We start from the raw sequence: 15,341 nt of genomic DNA, 5'->3' as shown, positions 1-15,341 counted from the left end.
CTTGACGGCGGCGCAATTTTTCGTGCTGTCAGTCAAGTTCACTTGGGCGACAGCATCACCCAAAAAACGCCCGGCGCAGACACTGCGCCGGACGCGCCGAAGCCACCGCAGGGTATCATCCCGCGGCAGCCTCGGTATTTTTTGCTGATGACTTGCGTTCTTGTGCTTTCGTCCCCCGATCATCGCACCGCTGCGCGGTATCGTGGGACAAGCCCCCTGTCAGTCGGCACCGCAGCTACCTCGCAAGCGAGTAGGCACCGGACTGTGCGGCAGGGGGATGGTGGTCCACACCCTGGTGGTCGGTCCCAATCGGAGGGGACCGTTGCACGAAAACGTCGACGTTGTTGCCTGGTTCGGCATGGCATGAGTGGGGTACTGGGAATGCTTATGTCCCGGACCGTTCCCCATAGACAGTAGAGTTGCAAGCGCCGCGGCCGCGGCGTTTTCCCTGCCCGTTGATAATCATCTGAGGCTAGTGTAAGCCCTGCCATTTCAACCGTCAAATTTTAAGCTCACGCTTTGGCCCAATAAAAAAGCAGTCCCTCGAAAGGGACTGCAATTGGTTCAATTAGAAGCCCAGGGCATCGGTCTTGACGCCAGGACCAAAGGTGGTCGTAACGGTCAAGCTCTTGATGTACTGGCCCTTGGCGGAAGCCGGGCGAGCCTTCAAGATCACGTCGTTCAGGGTCTTGAAGTTCTCAACCAGCTTAGCGTCGTCGAAGGACACCTTGCCGATTGGGGCGTGAACGATCCCCGCCTTGTCGGCACGGTAAGCCACTTGACCAGCCTTGATGTCGTTGATCGCCTTAGCGACGTCCATCGTCACGGTACCGGTCTTCGGGTTAGGCATCAAGCCTTTCGGGCCGAGGACACGGCCGAGACGACCAACCTTGGCCATCATCGGTGGCGTTGCGACCGCAACGTCGAAGTCCAGCCAGCCGTCCTGGATCTTTTGAACCAGGTCGTCGCCGCCGACAACGTCGGCACCGGCATCTTCAGCGGCCTTAGCCTGAGGACCTTCAGCGAAAACGATCACGCGGCTGGTTTTACCAGTCCCGTTAGGCAGCACAACGGCGCCACGGATCTGCTGGTCAGCCTGCTTAACGTCGATGTTCAAGTTGTAAGCAACTTCAACGGTCGCGTCGAACTTGGCGAAGTCGATCTTCTTGACCAGGGCAACCGCTTCAGCGGGTGCGTAGGTCTTGGTGGCATCAACCTGCTTTGCTGCTTCGATATACTTCTTTGCTTTCTTAGCCATTCTGGAATTTTCCTCCTTGCAAATGTGGTCAGCGGGCCGAAGCCCTTCCACTTGATTCATTCAGCTTTCGCTGATGATCCGGATTATAAGCCCTCGACGGTGAAGCCCATCGAACGAGCGGTCCCTTCAACCATGCGCATAGCAGCCTCTACGTCTGCAGCGTTAAGGTCTTGCATCTTCGTCTCAGCGATCTGACGAACTTGGTCCAACGTGACCGTTGCGACCTTCTTCGTGTTCGGTTCGCCCGAGCCGTGTTCAACACCAGCGGCCTTCTTCAAAAGGACAGCAGCCGGTGGGGTCTTGGTTACGAAGTCGAAGGAACGATCTTCGTACACGGTGATCACAACAGGGATGATCATGCCGGCCTGGTCTGCAGTCCGTGCATTGAAGTCCTTGGTGAAGCCCATGATGTTGATCCCGGCCTGCCCAAGAGCAGGACCTACCGGGGGAGCTGGAGTTGCCTTCCCCGCAGGGATCTGGAGTTTAACGATGTTTGCTACTTTTTTAGCCACGAAACATAACCTCCTTAAGTCCGTGATGTGGTGATGATGGCCAAGACAATTTTGGCCTCCCACGCGTATGCCTAAACATACCTGAATAAATTACCATGAATGCCCGCCAAAAGCAAGCACCGGCGGCCAGGTCGCACCCGGCGTGGGACCGAGCCGGCACCGGTCCGGCCGCTTGGCGCCGCTTTGGGGCGGCGAGCTCTAGGCCGCAACGCGGGAGCGATTTGCTACGCGCTGGGTCGTCGAGTCGCTAACCCCGCGCTTCTCCGCTCTGGTTCGTCGAGCTTCGAAGCGCAACGCGCCTGTGTCTAGCTACGCCGCGGCACTCGGGGCCAAGCCCGGGCCCCCAGCGCCACGGCTAGGCTAGCCGAGCCGCTAACCCCGCGCTTCTCCGCTCTGGTTCGTCGAGCGCCGAAGCGCAACGCGACTGCGTCTAGCTACGCCGCGGCACTCGGGGCCAAGCCCGGGCCCCCAGCGCCACGGCTAGGCTAGCCGAGCCGCTAACCCCGCGCTTCTCCGCTCTGGTTCGTCGAGCGCCGAAGCGCAACGCGACTGCGTCTAGCTACGCCGCGGCACTCGGGGCCAAGCCCGGGCCCCCAGCGCCACGGCTAGGCTAGCCGAGTCGCTAACCCCGCGCTTCTCCGCTCTGGTTTTTAGTGCTTGTCCACTTGGTCGAAGTCCAGTTCGGCCTCGACTTCGCGCTCGAACATCATCATGGCGACCTTCAGCTTGTTCTTCTCCTTGTCGACGGCGGTGACCTTGCCGTCGGTGCCGGCGAATGCGCCGTCGACGATGGTGACCGGCTCGCCGACCGTGAAGTCCAGGTTGGTCTGGCGGGTGCTCATGCCAAGGCTGTGCAGGATGGTCGCAACTTCTTCAGGCAGCAGCGGTGACGGCTTGGAGCCGGCCCCGTGGGAGCCGACGAAGCCAGTCACGCCTGGGGTGTTCCGCACAACGAACCAGGATTCGTCGGTCATGACCATTTCGACGAGGACGTAGCCCGGGAAGGTTTTCTCCATCTTGGTCTTCGCCTTGCCGTTTTTGACCTCTTCTTCTTCTTCTTCCGGCACGATCACCCGGAAGATGTAGTCGTCCATCCCCATCGACGTCGCGCGGGATTCGAGGTTTGCCTTGACCTTGTTTTCGTAGCCTGAGTAAGTGTGCAGCACGTACCAGAGCTTTTCTGCTGATTCGACCATCATGATTCTCCTTTTTTTGAGTAAAATAAAAAACCCGCCCCAAGACGGGACGCGGTTCGATGTCTGACACTAGTATAGCAGGAAAGCTGCCGAATACCAACTAGAAAATGAAGGCGTTCAAAAGCAGCAAGATGATCCAGTCGGCCAGCGCGAAGTACAGCGCGAACAGCAAGGAGGTGATGATCACCGTGGTCGTGTCGCGCCGCGTCTCCTTGGCGGTCGGCCAGGTGACAAGCGTCATTTCGTGAAACACACTCTTGATGAACTTCATGGTCTTACTCCTCCCTTACTTGGTTTCGCGGTGCTCGGTGACCCGCTTACAGTACTTACAAAATTTATTTAACGTCAAGCGCTCAGTCCGGCGCGGATTCTCCGGCACGAAGTAGTTCCGGCGACCACACACTGAGCAGGCAAGTGCCACTTTTTTAACAGACATTTCGGGCCTCCAGTCATTCAACCTAGCCTACCAAAATTTCACCCAGTGTGCAAGCCCGGCCAGGCCGATCAACACCGCGACCTCGGCGCCGAAGGTCACAAGCATCGTGTGAATTGCGGTGATGAAGGTCGCCTGCTTGCTGGGGTGCTGCAAGAAGCGGTGGGTGTTGTGATGCGCCAGCGGCCAAAGCCCCCACACCAGAATCACCGGCCAGGGCAACAGCCGAAGCAAGACACCGACGCCGATGCTCAGGTAGGCCAAGGCCGGCAGCCACGGGTAGACGCGCAGGGCCCGGTCGCGACCCAGGTAGTAAGGCAGCGTGAAGCGCTGGTTGCGGATGTCTTGCTCAAGGTCGCAGATGTTATCGGCAAACATGGTGGCCGCATCCAGCAGCACGATCGGCAGCGCGACCACGAACAGCCGCAGCACGGTCGAGACGTCGACGCTCAAGGCGAAGGCGCGACCGGCCAGGCTTAGGTCAACCGGCCGCGGCACCACGTTGACGAACACGGCGATGAAAATCGTCCCGAAGCCCTCGCACAGCCCGGCCAGCACCTCACCGCTGGGGATGCGCGACAGCGGCACGGGCCCGAACGTGTAAAACACCGCGACGAAGATGCCGGCGCCGCCGATCAAAAGCAGTGCGAGGTTGGTTCGCCACACCAAAATCACGCCGCTGACGCAGGCGATGGCCAAAAACCCGAGCATCAGCGCCAAAATGCGGTGCGGGTCCAGGTGTTCGCGGCCCAGAATGTTTTGGGTCGCGCGGTAGTGGGCGTCTTGGGCCTTGTAGAAGTCCTGCACGTTGTTGAAGCCGGTGACGAAAAGCGCGATGCTCATCTGACCGACGAAGTACACCAGGGTGTTGACCCAGTCGAGCTGGCCGAACATCACCGCGGCGTAACTGACGCCGAACAGGAACGGCAGCAGGCTTGCGGCCTTGGCCGGCAGCCGAATCAGCTCGAGAAACAGCGGCCAGGTCAGCGGCTTGTACGTTGTGGTCATCCCCTCACCCCACCTTCACCAAAAGACTCAGCGCCAGACCGGCGGCCAACCCACCGTTTTCAATCACTAGGTTGGCAATCGCCAGCGGAAAGGTCTTGCGCTTGTCCGGCTTAGCGGCAAAGCGCCTGGCGTTTCGCGCCGCCAGCGGCACCGTCAGTACCGCGGCCAAGGCCGGCCAAGACACCGCCCCGAAGAACACGGCGGCGACCAGCGCGAAGTACCCGGCGTAGGTCAACCCCTGCCACAGGCCCAGCGCCTTGGCCTCACCGAGGTACATCGGCAGCGTCGTGCGGTGGTTGGCCAAGTCCTCTTGCAGATCGGACAGGTTGTTGGCCAGCATAATGTTGGCGATGGTGGCCATCGGCGTCACGCAGATCAGCCCCAGCGCGATCAGCGAGATGAAGTCGCCTTGCAGCGTCAGCGTCGGCCACGCCAGCTCAAGCCCCAGCAGCTTGCCCGGACCGGCGTTGACGTATACGGCGATGAACGGGATGCCCAACCCCATGGTCACGCCGGAGAACACCTCACCCAAGGGCAGCTGCGCCAAAGGCAGCGGCCCGAAGGTGTAGAAAATGCCGACGCCAAAGCACAGCATGCCGATGACCAAAAGCAGCCAATCGGTTCGCCACACCAGAATCAGCCCCAGCACCGTGGCCGCCGCAAGCATCGCGGCGATCAGCGCCAGCACCCGCCGCGGGTCCAGGTGAGCCCGACCGATCACGTTGACCGTCGCGGCGTAGGTCGGGTCCTTGGCCTTTTTAAAATGCACCAGGTTGTCGATGGCGGTGGTGGTCATGTCAAACAGCAGCATCGCACAGAAGAACAGGCCGGTGTTGACCAAGTTGAGCTCACCGAAGTAGACATAGCCGAACAGGGTGCCGACCACGAATGGCAGCACCGACGCCAGCTTGGTTCGCAGCTCGACCAGCTCCAAAAATACCGAAAGTGTCATGTCTTCCCCGTCTTTCTTCTATATCAATGCCCCAACCATTGCACCGGCAAGGCGTCCAGCTCAGTCAGAACGCCGGGCCAAGCCCGGGCCCAACGTCCTGCCCGACGCTTGCCGGCCGGCTAAACGGGCGCGTTTCTGCCGGCTACAAAACGGGTTCCACCAAGCATCGCCGACGCGTCCAGCTCGCGCAGACCGCCGGGCCAAGCCCGGGCCCAACGTCCTACCCGACGCTTGCCGGCCGGCTAAACGGGCGCCAACGCGCATCGCCGCCGCGTCCAGCTCGCGCAGAACGCCGGGCCAAGCCCGGGCCCAACGTCCTGCCCGACGCTTGCCGGCCGGCTAAGCGCTCGGCGCCACCCTCTACTTCAGCGTCGCCATGGTGTAGCCCGAGTTCTTGAGCAGCTTGAACTTGTTTTTCAGGCCGCTTGAGATGTAGACCTTTTTGTCCTTGGTGATGAAGATGGCCTCCGCGTCCTTTTGCTTCTCGATGAAGGCCAGGCCGCCGCGTAGGCCCTTGTCGAAGGTGGCGGTGGATAAGGCATCGCCGTTCACGCTTTTTTTGGTGATGATCGACACGCCCATCAAGTTGTTATCGAAGGGGTAGCCCGTCTTGGGATTCATCAGGTGCATGTAGATCTTACCGTCGACCTTGAGGTACCGCTCGTAGATGCCGCTGGTGACGATGGTCTGGTTGCTGGCCGGCAGGGTGCCGATCGACGTCCCCCGGGTCTTCTTCGGGTCTTGGATGCCGATGGTCCAATCCTTGCCCGGCGCCTTGGGGCTGTGCCCCAGCACGTAGATGTTGCCGCCGAGGTCGAGAATCGCGGTGGTGACGCCGTTGGCCTTCATGGTGGCGGTCGCAAGGTCCGTGATGTAGCCCTTGGCGATGCCGCCGAGGTCGATCTTCATGCCTTTTTTCTTCAGGTAAACCGTTCGCTTAGCGGCGTTGAGCTCAACGTCTTGGTAATGCACCAGCGGCAACACCGCGTCGATTTCCGACTGGGCCGGCTTCCGCGCGTCGTTGAAGCCGATGTGCCACAGCGACGTGATCGGACCGATGGCCAGGTCGAAGGAGCCGTTAGACTTCTCCGACCAATTCTTCGCGTACTTGACCAGGTTGAACACATCGGGGTCGACCTTCACCGCCTTCTCACCGGCTGCCGCGTTGATTGCGTCGACCTGCGAGCCCTTCTGGTTGACGGTGATGGCGTCGGCCAGCGCCTCGATGCGGTCGAAGGCCTTGGTCATCACCTTGCTTTTGCCCTGGTCGTAGATGCGCAGCGTGACCACGGTCCCCATCAAAAAGCGGGTGTCCTCGTACGGCGTGTTCAAAAGCGCCGCTGCTTGCGATGAGCTTGCGCTGCTTTTGGGGGTCGCGTCTTTGGGTTTGCAGCCGGCCAGGGTCGCCACCAGCGCCAGCCCCAAGGCGCAGCCAATCAACCATTTCTTCATATTGAATCTCCTTTGAGTTGCGTGCATGCATTCAGTATAGCGGGTCGCAGGCTGGCCGCCAAGTTGAATAAAAAAGAGCCGAGAGCATCCTCTCGACTCCAGAACTTGCAGAAGCTGACGCTTATTCAGCGAAAACGATGTTGTCGACTTCAATCTTGGCGGTGTTGCCGGCCTGAGCCGCGTTGATCAGCTGTTCAGCGTAAAGCACGAAGCTGTTGGAGGAGCTCGTCGCACCGGACACAGCATCGACTTCGGCCGGGTTTTGGGCCTTAACCAGCTCGTCGTTCAACTTCTTGGTGTATTCGGCAGGGCCGACGCCGTTGACCTTCTTCATGCTCTTTTCGTAAGCGGCATCCTTGGTCTTAGACTTGCCGTCCTTGTCGACGTTGTCGTAGGCACTCTTGGTGATCTTGCCGCCGGCCACGGTGATGGAGAAGACCACGCGGTAGTTGTGCGAGTAGTTCTTCTCTTCGAGCGTGTAGGTGCCGTCCTTCATCTTATCGCCGTTGTGGATCTGAATGGTATCGGTATTGCCGGCCTGAGCCGCCTGAACCAGCTGAGCCGCGTAGTTCTTGAAGCTTTGGCTGGATTCCGTCGCCCCGGAAACCACGTCGATGGCGCCGACGTTGCTGCCGTTCTTCTTGAAGGAGTCGTTCAGCTCCGGAATGTATTCCTTCGGGCCGGTGCCGCTCTTGGCCTTCATGCTGGATTCGTAGTCCTTGTCGTCTTGCTTGGACTTGCCATCCTTGTCCACGTAGTCGTAGCTGGTGTCCGAGACCTTGCCATCGGCAACCGTCATGGACATCTCCACCTTGTAGCCGTGGCTGAAGGCGAGCTCTTCCAGCTTGTAGGTGCCGTCCTTCAAAGCACCGCCGGCCGTCTGCTTCGCTTCTGTAGTCTCTTCCTTCTTTTCGGAGGACGAGGACTTCTTGGCGACCTTGGAGCTGGAGGTCTTGCTGCTGCTAGAATCTTTCGAATCGTTGGCGTTACCACACGCCGCAAGCGTCAACGCCGCCACTGCGACCAGGGAGACACTCGTTAAAGCCTTTGCCAGTTTCATATCCAAAAACCCCTTTAGCTATCTATTTGGAAAACTTTGTGTTACATTTCACACAAAACAAGTGTAATCAGAACTTGTGCAAAATGCAACAAGAAGTCGGCCTTTATCAGCGCTTTCTCATTTTTTTGGCGGCGCTTACCAAGGCGGATCAAGGCCCGTCGCATCGGCATTGCGTCCGGATTCAACAAATCGCCCCGAGAATTCGTGAAGAGATGGACAAGACCTGTGTTCTAACTGTATAATCGGTGTTGCAATCAGCCAGTCAACTGGCATTATTCACATTAAGGAGTGTTACCATGGCGCAAAAAAATATCGTGATCGTCGGCGCCGGTTTCGCGGGCGTATACGCCACGAAGCGGTTAGCCAAACATTTCAAGCGCAATCAGGACGTCTCCATCACCCTGATCGACAAGCATTCATACTTTACCTATATGACCGAGCTTCACGAAGTCGCCGCCGACCGCGTCGACCCCGAGGCGATTCAGTACGACCTGCAGCGGCTGTTCTTCCGGCAGAAGAACGTGAAGCTGGTCACGGACACCGTCACCAACATCGACCGGGACAAGAAGCTCGTCAAGACCAAGCACGGCGCCTACCCTTACGACTACGTGATGCTGGGCATCGGCTCCGAGCCCAATGATTTTGGCACCCCGGGCGTCAAGGAACACGGCTTCACGCTGGGCTCCTGGGAGCACGCGGTTGACCTCAAGCAGCACATCGAAGAGGTCGTTCGCGCCGGTGCCGTCGAGCACGATCCCGAAAAGCGCCGCGCCCTGCTGTCTCTGGTGGTGGTCGGCTCCGGCTTCACCGGCACCGAAACCATCGGCGAGCTGCGCGACTGGCGCGATGCCTTGGCCAAAAAGAACAAGCTGAACCCCGAAGAGCTGACCTTCACCCTGATGGAAATGGCGCCGACGATCATGAACATGCTGGACCGCTCGGATGCCGACAAGGCCGAGCGCTACCTGGTCAAGCGCGGCGTCAAGATCATGAAGAACACCGGCGTCGTCGGCGTTCACGAGGACCACGTCGACCTCAAGGACGGCTCGACCTACCCGACGGCCACCCTGATCTGGACGGCCGGCGTCAAGGCGACGGATCAGGCTGCACAGTTCGGCCTGACCCAGGGCCGCGGTGGCCGCATCGTGGTCGATGAGACCATGGCGTCCAAGGACGACCCAGACATCTACGTGGTCGGCGACGTGTCCTTCTTCGACGGTCACTCCGACCGCGGCGAGCCTCAGATCGTGCAAGGCGCCGAGGCCAGCGCCGGGACCGCGCTGAAGAACATCGAGGCCAAAATCGAGGGCCAACCGGCGACGATTCCTTACAAGGCGTCGTACTCCGGCTTCATGGTCAGCCTGGGCTCGCAGTACGGCGTGGCCAACATCATGGGCTGGCTGCACCTTTCCGGCTTCTTCGCGATGCTGATGAAGCACCTGGTCAACATGCTGTACTTCCTGCAGAACTTCTCGGGCTACTACTTCTTCCAGTACCTGATGCACGAGTTCTTCCGCACCCGCACCGACCGCAACATCATGCACGGCCACATTTCCCGCCAAGGCAACGTGCTGTGGGCCGTTCCCGCCCGAATTTTCTTAGGCGCGATGTGGCTGGTCGACTGTGCCGGCAAGGTGTCCGGCAAGGAATCCTGGTTCATCGACAAGCTGCGCCTGCCGTTCGACTGGCTGCAGCCGGCCGCGACTAGCGGCGCCAGTGCCGCCGGCGCCGACGCCACCAGCGCGGCAAGCGGTGCCGCCGACACGGCAACCGCGGCGACCAAGGCCGTGTTCTCCCTGTCCTACCAGTACGGCAAGGACCCGATGATGGTCTTTGAAAAGATGCCGAAGTGGATGTACAACATCACCAAGGCCATGATTCCGAACCAAGACGTCGCCTTCTTCATGCAAAAGACCATGACCGTGGTCGAAATCCTGATCGGCCTGGCGCTGATCGCCGGCCTCTTCACCTGGGCCGCCGGTGGCATGTCGGCCATGTTCACCGTCATTTTCTGCCTGAGTGGCATGTTCTACTGGGTCAACATCTGGATGATCCCGATGTCCATCGCCGTGATGAACGGTTCCGGCCGGGCATTCGGCCTCGACAAGTGGGTGGTCCCTTACCTGCAAAAGACCTTCGGCAAGTGGTGGTACAAGACGCCAAAAGCGTTGTACGGCACCGACGTGGTCAAGTAGCGTCGTTGTCCGGCTTAGGGTTCTGGGGTAAACTGGCCCCAGGACCTTTTTGTTTGGTGGCCTTGGCCATGGTCGTGGATGAAATTGCGGACCGGGTCGATTCCAGCTTCCGACTATCGATCAAGACGGTGACCCACCCAATTTCTCGCCCCACAAAGTCTTTCCTCAAGCGCGACCGACAAGTGATGATTGTCGCTTCTGGTCACCTTCTGCGGTCGCGAACCGCTATCCGCACCGTGACCTAACTTCTGCCATGTAGCGGCCCGAAACCCGGAGGCCGCGGCAGTCCCAGCGACCGGCTAAACGCTCGGCTCCGCCCTCTGACTAAACGGGCTTCACACCGCAACGTCGAAACGGCTAGCTACGCACCGGCCATCGGGGCACAGTTCGCCCCAACGTCCGGCGCTAGGCTACCCGTTCGACTAAACCCGCGGCCCTCCGCACTCTCATAAACGGGCTTCACCGAGCATCGCCGGTGCGGCCAGCTAGGCCCGGGATTTGAAGCAAGGACCGCTTCAAGTCCCAGCCCTACGCTGGCCGCCCGACTAAGCCCTCGGCTCCGCCCTCTGAAAGGAGTTATCATGCGCAAGTACCTTCATATGATCAAGCCGCTCGATGTGATCATCGTCGTCGCGCTGATGCTTCTTTCCTTCCTGCCTTACGTGTTGTTCGCGCGGCACGAGGCGGCGAGCAACGCCCAGCGCGGCGGTCAGCCGCGGGTGCTGACCGCGGTGGTGTCGCACGACGGCAAGGAAGTCTACCGCATCCGCCTGACCGGTCACACCGGCACCAGCAAGTTTCGCTACAGCGACGGCCACGACTACAACGAAATCGTGACCACCGGCAGTCGCATTGCCATCACCGACGCCAACTGTTCGGATCAAGTCTGCGTTCGCAAAGGTCAGATCTCGCAGCCAGGCGAAACCATTGTGTGTCTGCCGCACAAGCTGCTGATTGAGATCAAGTCCAGCACCGGCGAGCAGACGGGAGGGATGGTGACCCAATGACCAAACCCTACCGTCCCGACCGCACCCGGCAGATGATTTTCATCGCGTTACTTTGCGCCCAGGGGGTGGTCATCGGCCTGCTGGAGCGCATGATTCCTTTCCCCTTCGCCTTCGCCCCCGGCGCCAAGCTGGGGCTGGCGAACCTGATCACCATTGTTTCGCTGTACACGATGTCCGTTTCCGACAGCTTCCTGCTGTTGATTTTGCGCCTGCTGTTGACCACGCTGCTCGGCGGGACGCTTTCGACGTTCATGTACAGCGGGGCCGGCGCCTTGCTCAGCTGGCTGGGCATGCTTGCACTGAGCCTGCTGGGGGAAAAGCGCATCTCGATGATCGGCATCAGCGCCGCCGGCGGCATCCTGCACAACGTCGGCCAGCTGGTGGTCGCCAGCTGGATTGCCCAAAGCTGGACCGTGATGCTGTACCTGCCAATTTTGTCGTTCATGGGCATCCTGGCCGGCATCGCGGTCGGCATCGCCGCCAACTTTTTATTCGAACACATCGACACGCTGCGCCGCCTGCGCTTTGATTCCGCGCGGCACAGACGAAGGAGAGCACAATGAAGATCCATCCCATGTGGGCAGCTTACCCCACCTTAGCGCCTGAGCTCACGGCCACCCTCGATCTGATCGAGAGCCAGATTCAACCGCAGAACCAGCCGGTGGCGACCGCCTTACTGAGCATGATCAACGCCGGCGGCAAGCTCCTAAGGCCGGCCTACTGCCTGCTTTTTTCCCAGTTCAAGCCGGTTGACCGCAAGAAAATGATTGCGCTGGCCGCGGCCGTCGAGTCGCTTCACACCGCCACGCTGGTTCACGACGACATCATCGACAAGTCGCCGACGCGGCGGGGGTTACCCACGATCGCCGCCCAGTTCGGGCCGGATGTCGCGGTTTACGCCGGCGACTACCTGTTCGTGGTCTGCTTCAAGTTGATCGCGCATTGGGCGTCCGACCTGCGTTCCGTGCAGCAGGACGGCGCCTCCATGGAGCGGCTGCTCAACGGCGAGCTGTCGCAGATGGCCCGGCGCTACAACCAGGCGATCACCATCGACGACTACCTCAACCAGGTCTCGGGCAAAACCGGCCAGCTCTTCGCCCTCGCCGCCTTCATCGGTGCCTACGAAAGCGACAACACGCTGCGCTTCGCCAAGACCTGCGAGAAAATCGGCATGGACATCGGCATCGCCTTCCAGCTACTCGACGACATCCTCGATTACACCTCAACGGCCGAGACCATGGGCAAGCCAGTGCATGAAGACATCCGCCAAGGCGTCTACTCGGCCCCGCTGATTCTGGCCATGCGCCAGGACCCGGCGGCCTTCGCCCCTTACCTGACCAAGGAGGGCGCCGCCACGGACGCCGATCTCGCTGCCGTCGTCGCCTTGGTCGCCACGCACAACGGCGTCGCCTCGGCCCAGGCGCTGGCCGCCGACTACACCCAACGCGCCTTGGCCGGCCTGGCCAAGCTGCCGGATCAGCCGGCCCGGACCACCCTGATTCGCCTGACCACCCAGCTGTTGAACCGCAAGAGCTGACGGGCCGGGCCAACTAGGCTGCGGGGGGGACCCGCGGCGCTTCGCCCCACGACGCGCCGGTCTTTCGGCGCCAATCGCGACGTGCCAGCACGTCGGTGTCGGCGGCGCCGCGTGGCCACCCAACAATCACACCAAGGCCCCATGCCACCGGCATGGGGCCTTTCATCTGCCTTCGCGTTGATCACTCGCGGTGCAGGTCCTGCAGGTGCTGCACCAGCTTCTTGTGAACCCGCTCCATGGCCCGGCGGTCGTGTCGCGCGGTCGCCTCAATCACCTCAAGCGACTCGGGTTCCGCGACGACGCTGGCCGCCAGCGCCGCAAGCTCCCGCGGCGACAGGCTGTTCCAAAAGCGGTAGGCCTCGAGGTACATCAGATAATCCGCCTCGACGGCCGCGGCGTCTTGGCGTTGGTCGACCCGCCGCTCGCCGACCTCCCAGACCGGAATGGCCTGCGCATCGCTTTGGCGCTTCAGGGCCAGCTGCCGCCGCAGCAGGGAGTTGAAGTGCGAGTGCAACACCAACTGGTAGTAAGGGCCAAACTGCGAACCGCGCCGCCCGTTGAAGTGCTGCACCGCCTTGTACATCGCGATGCGCGCCTCCTGCAGCCAATCGTCGCGGTCAAAATCACGCAGGTTGTAGCGCTTGAGCTGGCCATACACCAGCGGTCGGTACTGGTTGAACAGTGTCTCGAAGTCCTCGGAGTCGTCCTGAGCGCGATGAATCTGTGCCAGCTCGGCTTCGTTCATTGCGGTTCACCTCCAAGACGGCGTGACCGCCTCGCGGCCACGGCGTCCCATCGTCCTTCGTTCGGCCGCGCCTTCGCCCCTCCCCGCGGCCTCCTCACCTGTCCGACCGAATCCCGCGACCGGTCGCCGCGCCGCCGCACCGGATGCCGAACCCATTGGCGGCGTGGGGTCAGGATAACGCGGTGACCAGCGCTTTGGCTAGCGAACACCCGTTGCCCTTGAATCTGTGAAATCGCTATCATTCGCCGAATGAAAGCGCCCTCTTGAAAACGCGTTGTGGCGGCGCTTCTTTTTTTCTTGCAATCGGTCTTTAGACCGCATTTGTTCACATTTTAATCAAAATTTAAGGGTATAATGGGCCATTATACGTAATTGGAGATGAGCAATATGGACAACGCGACTGAACTTGCCGCCAACCAGCCGAGGCCACACGGTGCCAGCTGGCATCGTCTGCTACCTTGGCTGATTCCCGTGCTCTTGATCGGCACGTGGCAAGTCGCCGTTAACGCAGGCTGGCTCAACAGCAACCTGCTTCCCTCACCGTGGTCCGTCGTGCAAGACGGCATCGCCTTGACGCAGACCGGTGAGTTACCAAGAAACATCAGCATTTCCCTCTTCCGCGCCACCGCCGGCTTTGCCATCGGTGGCAGCCTGGGCTTCGTCCTCGGGCTGGCCAACGGGCTGTCCAAGGTGATGCGGGGGCTTTTTGACACCACCATTCAGATGCTGCGCAACATTCCGCACTTATCCTTAATCCCCTTGGTGATCATCTTGCTTGGCATCGGTGAGACCGCCAAGATCTCTTTGGTCTCCGTCGGCGTGATGTTCCCCATCTACATCAACACCTACCACGGCATCACCAGCGTCGATCCGGAGTTGCTCGAGATGGGCAAGGCTTACGGCCTGTCCAAACGGGCGCTTTTGACCAAAATCATTTTCCCCGGGGCCTTACCGACCATCCTAGTCGGCGTTCGCTACGCCCTCGGGGTGATGTGGACCACGCTGATTGTGGCCGAAACCATTTCCTCCAACTCGGGCATCGGCTACATGGCCACCAACGCCCAGGAATTCATGAACATGGACACCGTGCTCCTGTGCATCGTCATCTACGCGCTTTTGGGCAAGCTGTCCGACATCATTGCCAAGGCGCTCGAAAGTCTGTGCCTGGAGTGGCAGAAGAAAGGACGCACCCAATGAGCGAAGCATTAGTGACCCTCAATGGCATCGGCAAGCAGTACGGCGCCACCGCGGCGCTGCACGACGTGTCGTTTGCGCTTGAACGCGGCCAGTTCATCGCCTTGGTCGGCATGAGCGGCGGCGGCAAAAGCACGATTTTGCGCCTGATCGCGCAGCTCGAGCAGCCGACCGCCGGTTCCATCACCTACGCCGACCCGAACCTTGTGACCCGCGTGATGTTTCAAAACGACCGACTCCTGCCCTGGATGACCACGCTTGAAAACATCTCCTTTGCCAGCCACGACAAGGCCCAGCAGGCCAAGGCCCAGGCCGCGCTCGAGGCCGTGGATCTTGCGGCCTTCGCCGACGCCTACCCCAGCCAGCTCTCCGGCGGCCAAAAGCAGCGCCTGGCCCTGGCTCGGGCGATGATGGCCGATCCCCAGCTGCTTTTGCTGGACGAGCCGCTCGGCGCCTTGGACGCCTTGACCCGCCGCAACATGCAGCAGTTCATCACCGAGATCTGCGACCGGTCGCACCTGACCACCTTGCTGATCACCCACGACGTCGACGAGGCCGCCCGCATGGCCGACCGCGTGATCGTCGTCAAGTCCGGCACCAACGTCTACGAGGCCAAAGGCGCCAAGGGCAAGGACGCCGAAGCGGTCGCCAAGGTAGCCGATGAGGTGCTGAAGGTGATCCTAGCGCCAGAGGACGAAGCCGCGCGGGTCTAGCCGCCTCCGTATTGCGCCTCGTCGTCCGTGTAAGGGGCAAAGCCGCGCGGGTTTTGCCCTGGCTTTCCCCCGGGCCACG

15 protein-coding genes and 1 pseudogene are annotated in these 15,341 nt (G+C 60.7%); 6 read left to right on the top strand and 10 right to left on the bottom strand.

The genetic code is table 11. The features are described 5' to 3' along the window. Positions 1 to 568: 568 nt before the first annotated feature. From rplA to pplA, 9 genes are all read right to left on the bottom strand, one after another. Positions 569 to 1,258, bottom strand: coding sequence for a 50S ribosomal protein L1 (rplA, locus tag NUH19_RS06250; RefSeq protein ID WP_262315693.1), 690 nt, complete (start codon positions 1,256 to 1,258; stop codon positions 569 to 571). A gap of 83 nt (positions 1,259 to 1,341) precedes the next feature. Beyond that, positions 1,342 to 1,770 (bottom strand): 50S ribosomal protein L11, encoded by a 429-nt coding sequence (rplK, locus tag NUH19_RS06245; protein WP_225048110.1) that lies wholly within the window; start codon positions 1,768 to 1,770, stop codon positions 1,342 to 1,344. Between the two features lie 650 nt (positions 1,771 to 2,420). Further along, positions 2,421 to 2,966: a transcription termination/antitermination protein NusG gene (gene nusG, locus NUH19_RS06240; RefSeq protein WP_262315692.1), complete on the bottom strand. Its 546-nt coding sequence runs from the start codon at positions 2,964 to 2,966 to the stop codon at positions 2,421 to 2,423. 100 nt (positions 2,967 to 3,066) lie between these two features. Next, complete coding sequence (gene secE / locus NUH19_RS06235; RefSeq protein ID WP_262315691.1) at positions 3,067 to 3,237, bottom strand: preprotein translocase subunit SecE; 171 nt, start codon at positions 3,235 to 3,237, stop codon at positions 3,067 to 3,069. 15 nt (positions 3,238 to 3,252) lie between these two features. Further along, positions 3,253 to 3,402 carry a 50S ribosomal protein L33 gene (gene rpmG, locus NUH19_RS06230; protein ID WP_125705175.1) on the bottom strand — a complete coding sequence of 50 codons (150 nt, stop codon included), beginning with the start codon at positions 3,400 to 3,402 and terminating at the stop codon, positions 3,253 to 3,255. Between the two features lie 27 nt (positions 3,403 to 3,429). Next, the gene (locus tag NUH19_RS06225) at positions 3,430 to 4,407 is read right to left on the bottom strand and encodes a UbiA family prenyltransferase (RefSeq protein WP_262315690.1); all 978 of its coding nucleotides are present in this window, start codon (positions 4,405 to 4,407) and stop codon (positions 3,430 to 3,432) included. A 4-nt stretch (positions 4,408 to 4,411) separates the two neighbouring features. Further along, on the bottom strand, positions 4,412 to 5,359 hold the full coding sequence (locus tag NUH19_RS06220) for a 1,4-dihydroxy-2-naphthoate polyprenyltransferase (protein WP_262315689.1): 948 nt from the start codon (positions 5,357 to 5,359) through the stop codon (positions 4,412 to 4,414). A 360-nt stretch (positions 5,360 to 5,719) separates the two neighbouring features. Continuing rightward, positions 5,720 to 6,811, bottom strand: coding sequence for an FAD:protein FMN transferase (locus NUH19_RS06215; protein WP_262315688.1), 1,092 nt, complete (start codon positions 6,809 to 6,811; stop codon positions 5,720 to 5,722). A 121-nt stretch (positions 6,812 to 6,932) separates the two neighbouring features. Then, the gene (pplA, locus tag NUH19_RS06210) at positions 6,933 to 7,871 is read right to left on the bottom strand and encodes an extracellular electron transfer flavoprotein PplA (RefSeq protein ID WP_262315687.1); all 939 of its coding nucleotides are present in this window, start codon (positions 7,869 to 7,871) and stop codon (positions 6,933 to 6,935) included. A 296-nt stretch (positions 7,872 to 8,167) separates the two neighbouring features. Here pplA and NUH19_RS06205 point away from each other — a divergent pair, with 296 nt between their 5' ends. From NUH19_RS06205 to NUH19_RS06190, 4 genes and pseudogenes are all read left to right on the top strand, one after another. Beyond that, the gene (locus NUH19_RS06205) at positions 8,168 to 10,066 is read left to right on the top strand and encodes an NAD(P)/FAD-dependent oxidoreductase (RefSeq protein ID WP_262315686.1); all 1,899 of its coding nucleotides are present in this window, start codon (positions 8,168 to 8,170) and stop codon (positions 10,064 to 10,066) included. 581 nt (positions 10,067 to 10,647) lie between these two features. After that, a complete protein-coding gene (locus NUH19_RS06200) occupies positions 10,648 to 11,073 on the top strand; it encodes a NusG domain II-containing protein (RefSeq protein ID WP_262315685.1) in 426 nt (141 codons plus the stop codon). After that, positions 11,070 to 11,679, top strand: a pseudogene (locus tag NUH19_RS06195) (Gx transporter family protein). The gene NUH19_RS06200 and the pseudogene NUH19_RS06195 overlap by 4 nt, the downstream one beginning before the upstream one ends. Then, entirely contained in the window at positions 11,633 to 12,610 is a 978-nt protein-coding gene (locus NUH19_RS06190; protein ID WP_262315683.1) for a polyprenyl synthetase family protein, read from the top strand. Before NUH19_RS06195 ends, NUH19_RS06190 begins: the two are co-directional and overlap by 47 nt. 181 nt (positions 12,611 to 12,791) lie before the next feature. On the opposite strand, the gene NUH19_RS06185 is transcribed toward NUH19_RS06190, so the two are convergent. Next, entirely contained in the window at positions 12,792 to 13,355 is a 564-nt protein-coding gene (locus NUH19_RS06185) for a sigma-70 family RNA polymerase sigma factor (protein ID WP_262315682.1), read from the bottom strand. Positions 13,356 to 13,742: 387 nt separating this feature from the next. Here NUH19_RS06185 and NUH19_RS06180 point away from each other — a divergent pair, with 387 nt between their 5' ends. Next, positions 13,743 to 14,552 carry an ABC transporter permease subunit gene (locus NUH19_RS06180; protein ID WP_262315681.1) on the top strand — a complete coding sequence of 270 codons (810 nt, stop codon included), beginning with the start codon at positions 13,743 to 13,745 and terminating at the stop codon, positions 14,550 to 14,552. Next, positions 14,549 to 15,262 (top strand): ABC transporter ATP-binding protein, encoded by a 714-nt coding sequence (locus NUH19_RS06175; protein WP_262315680.1) that lies wholly within the window; start codon positions 14,549 to 14,551, stop codon positions 15,260 to 15,262. The genes NUH19_RS06180 and NUH19_RS06175 overlap by 4 nt, the downstream gene beginning before the upstream one ends. Positions 15,263 to 15,341: the final 79 nt, after the last annotated feature.

It is taken from the genome of Lacticaseibacillus parakribbianus (genome assembly GCF_025490915.1).
Classification (GTDB): Bacteria; Bacillota; Bacilli; order Lactobacillales; family Lactobacillaceae; genus Lacticaseibacillus; species Lacticaseibacillus parakribbianus.
This window is presented reverse-complemented; position numbering and strand designations above follow the sequence as displayed.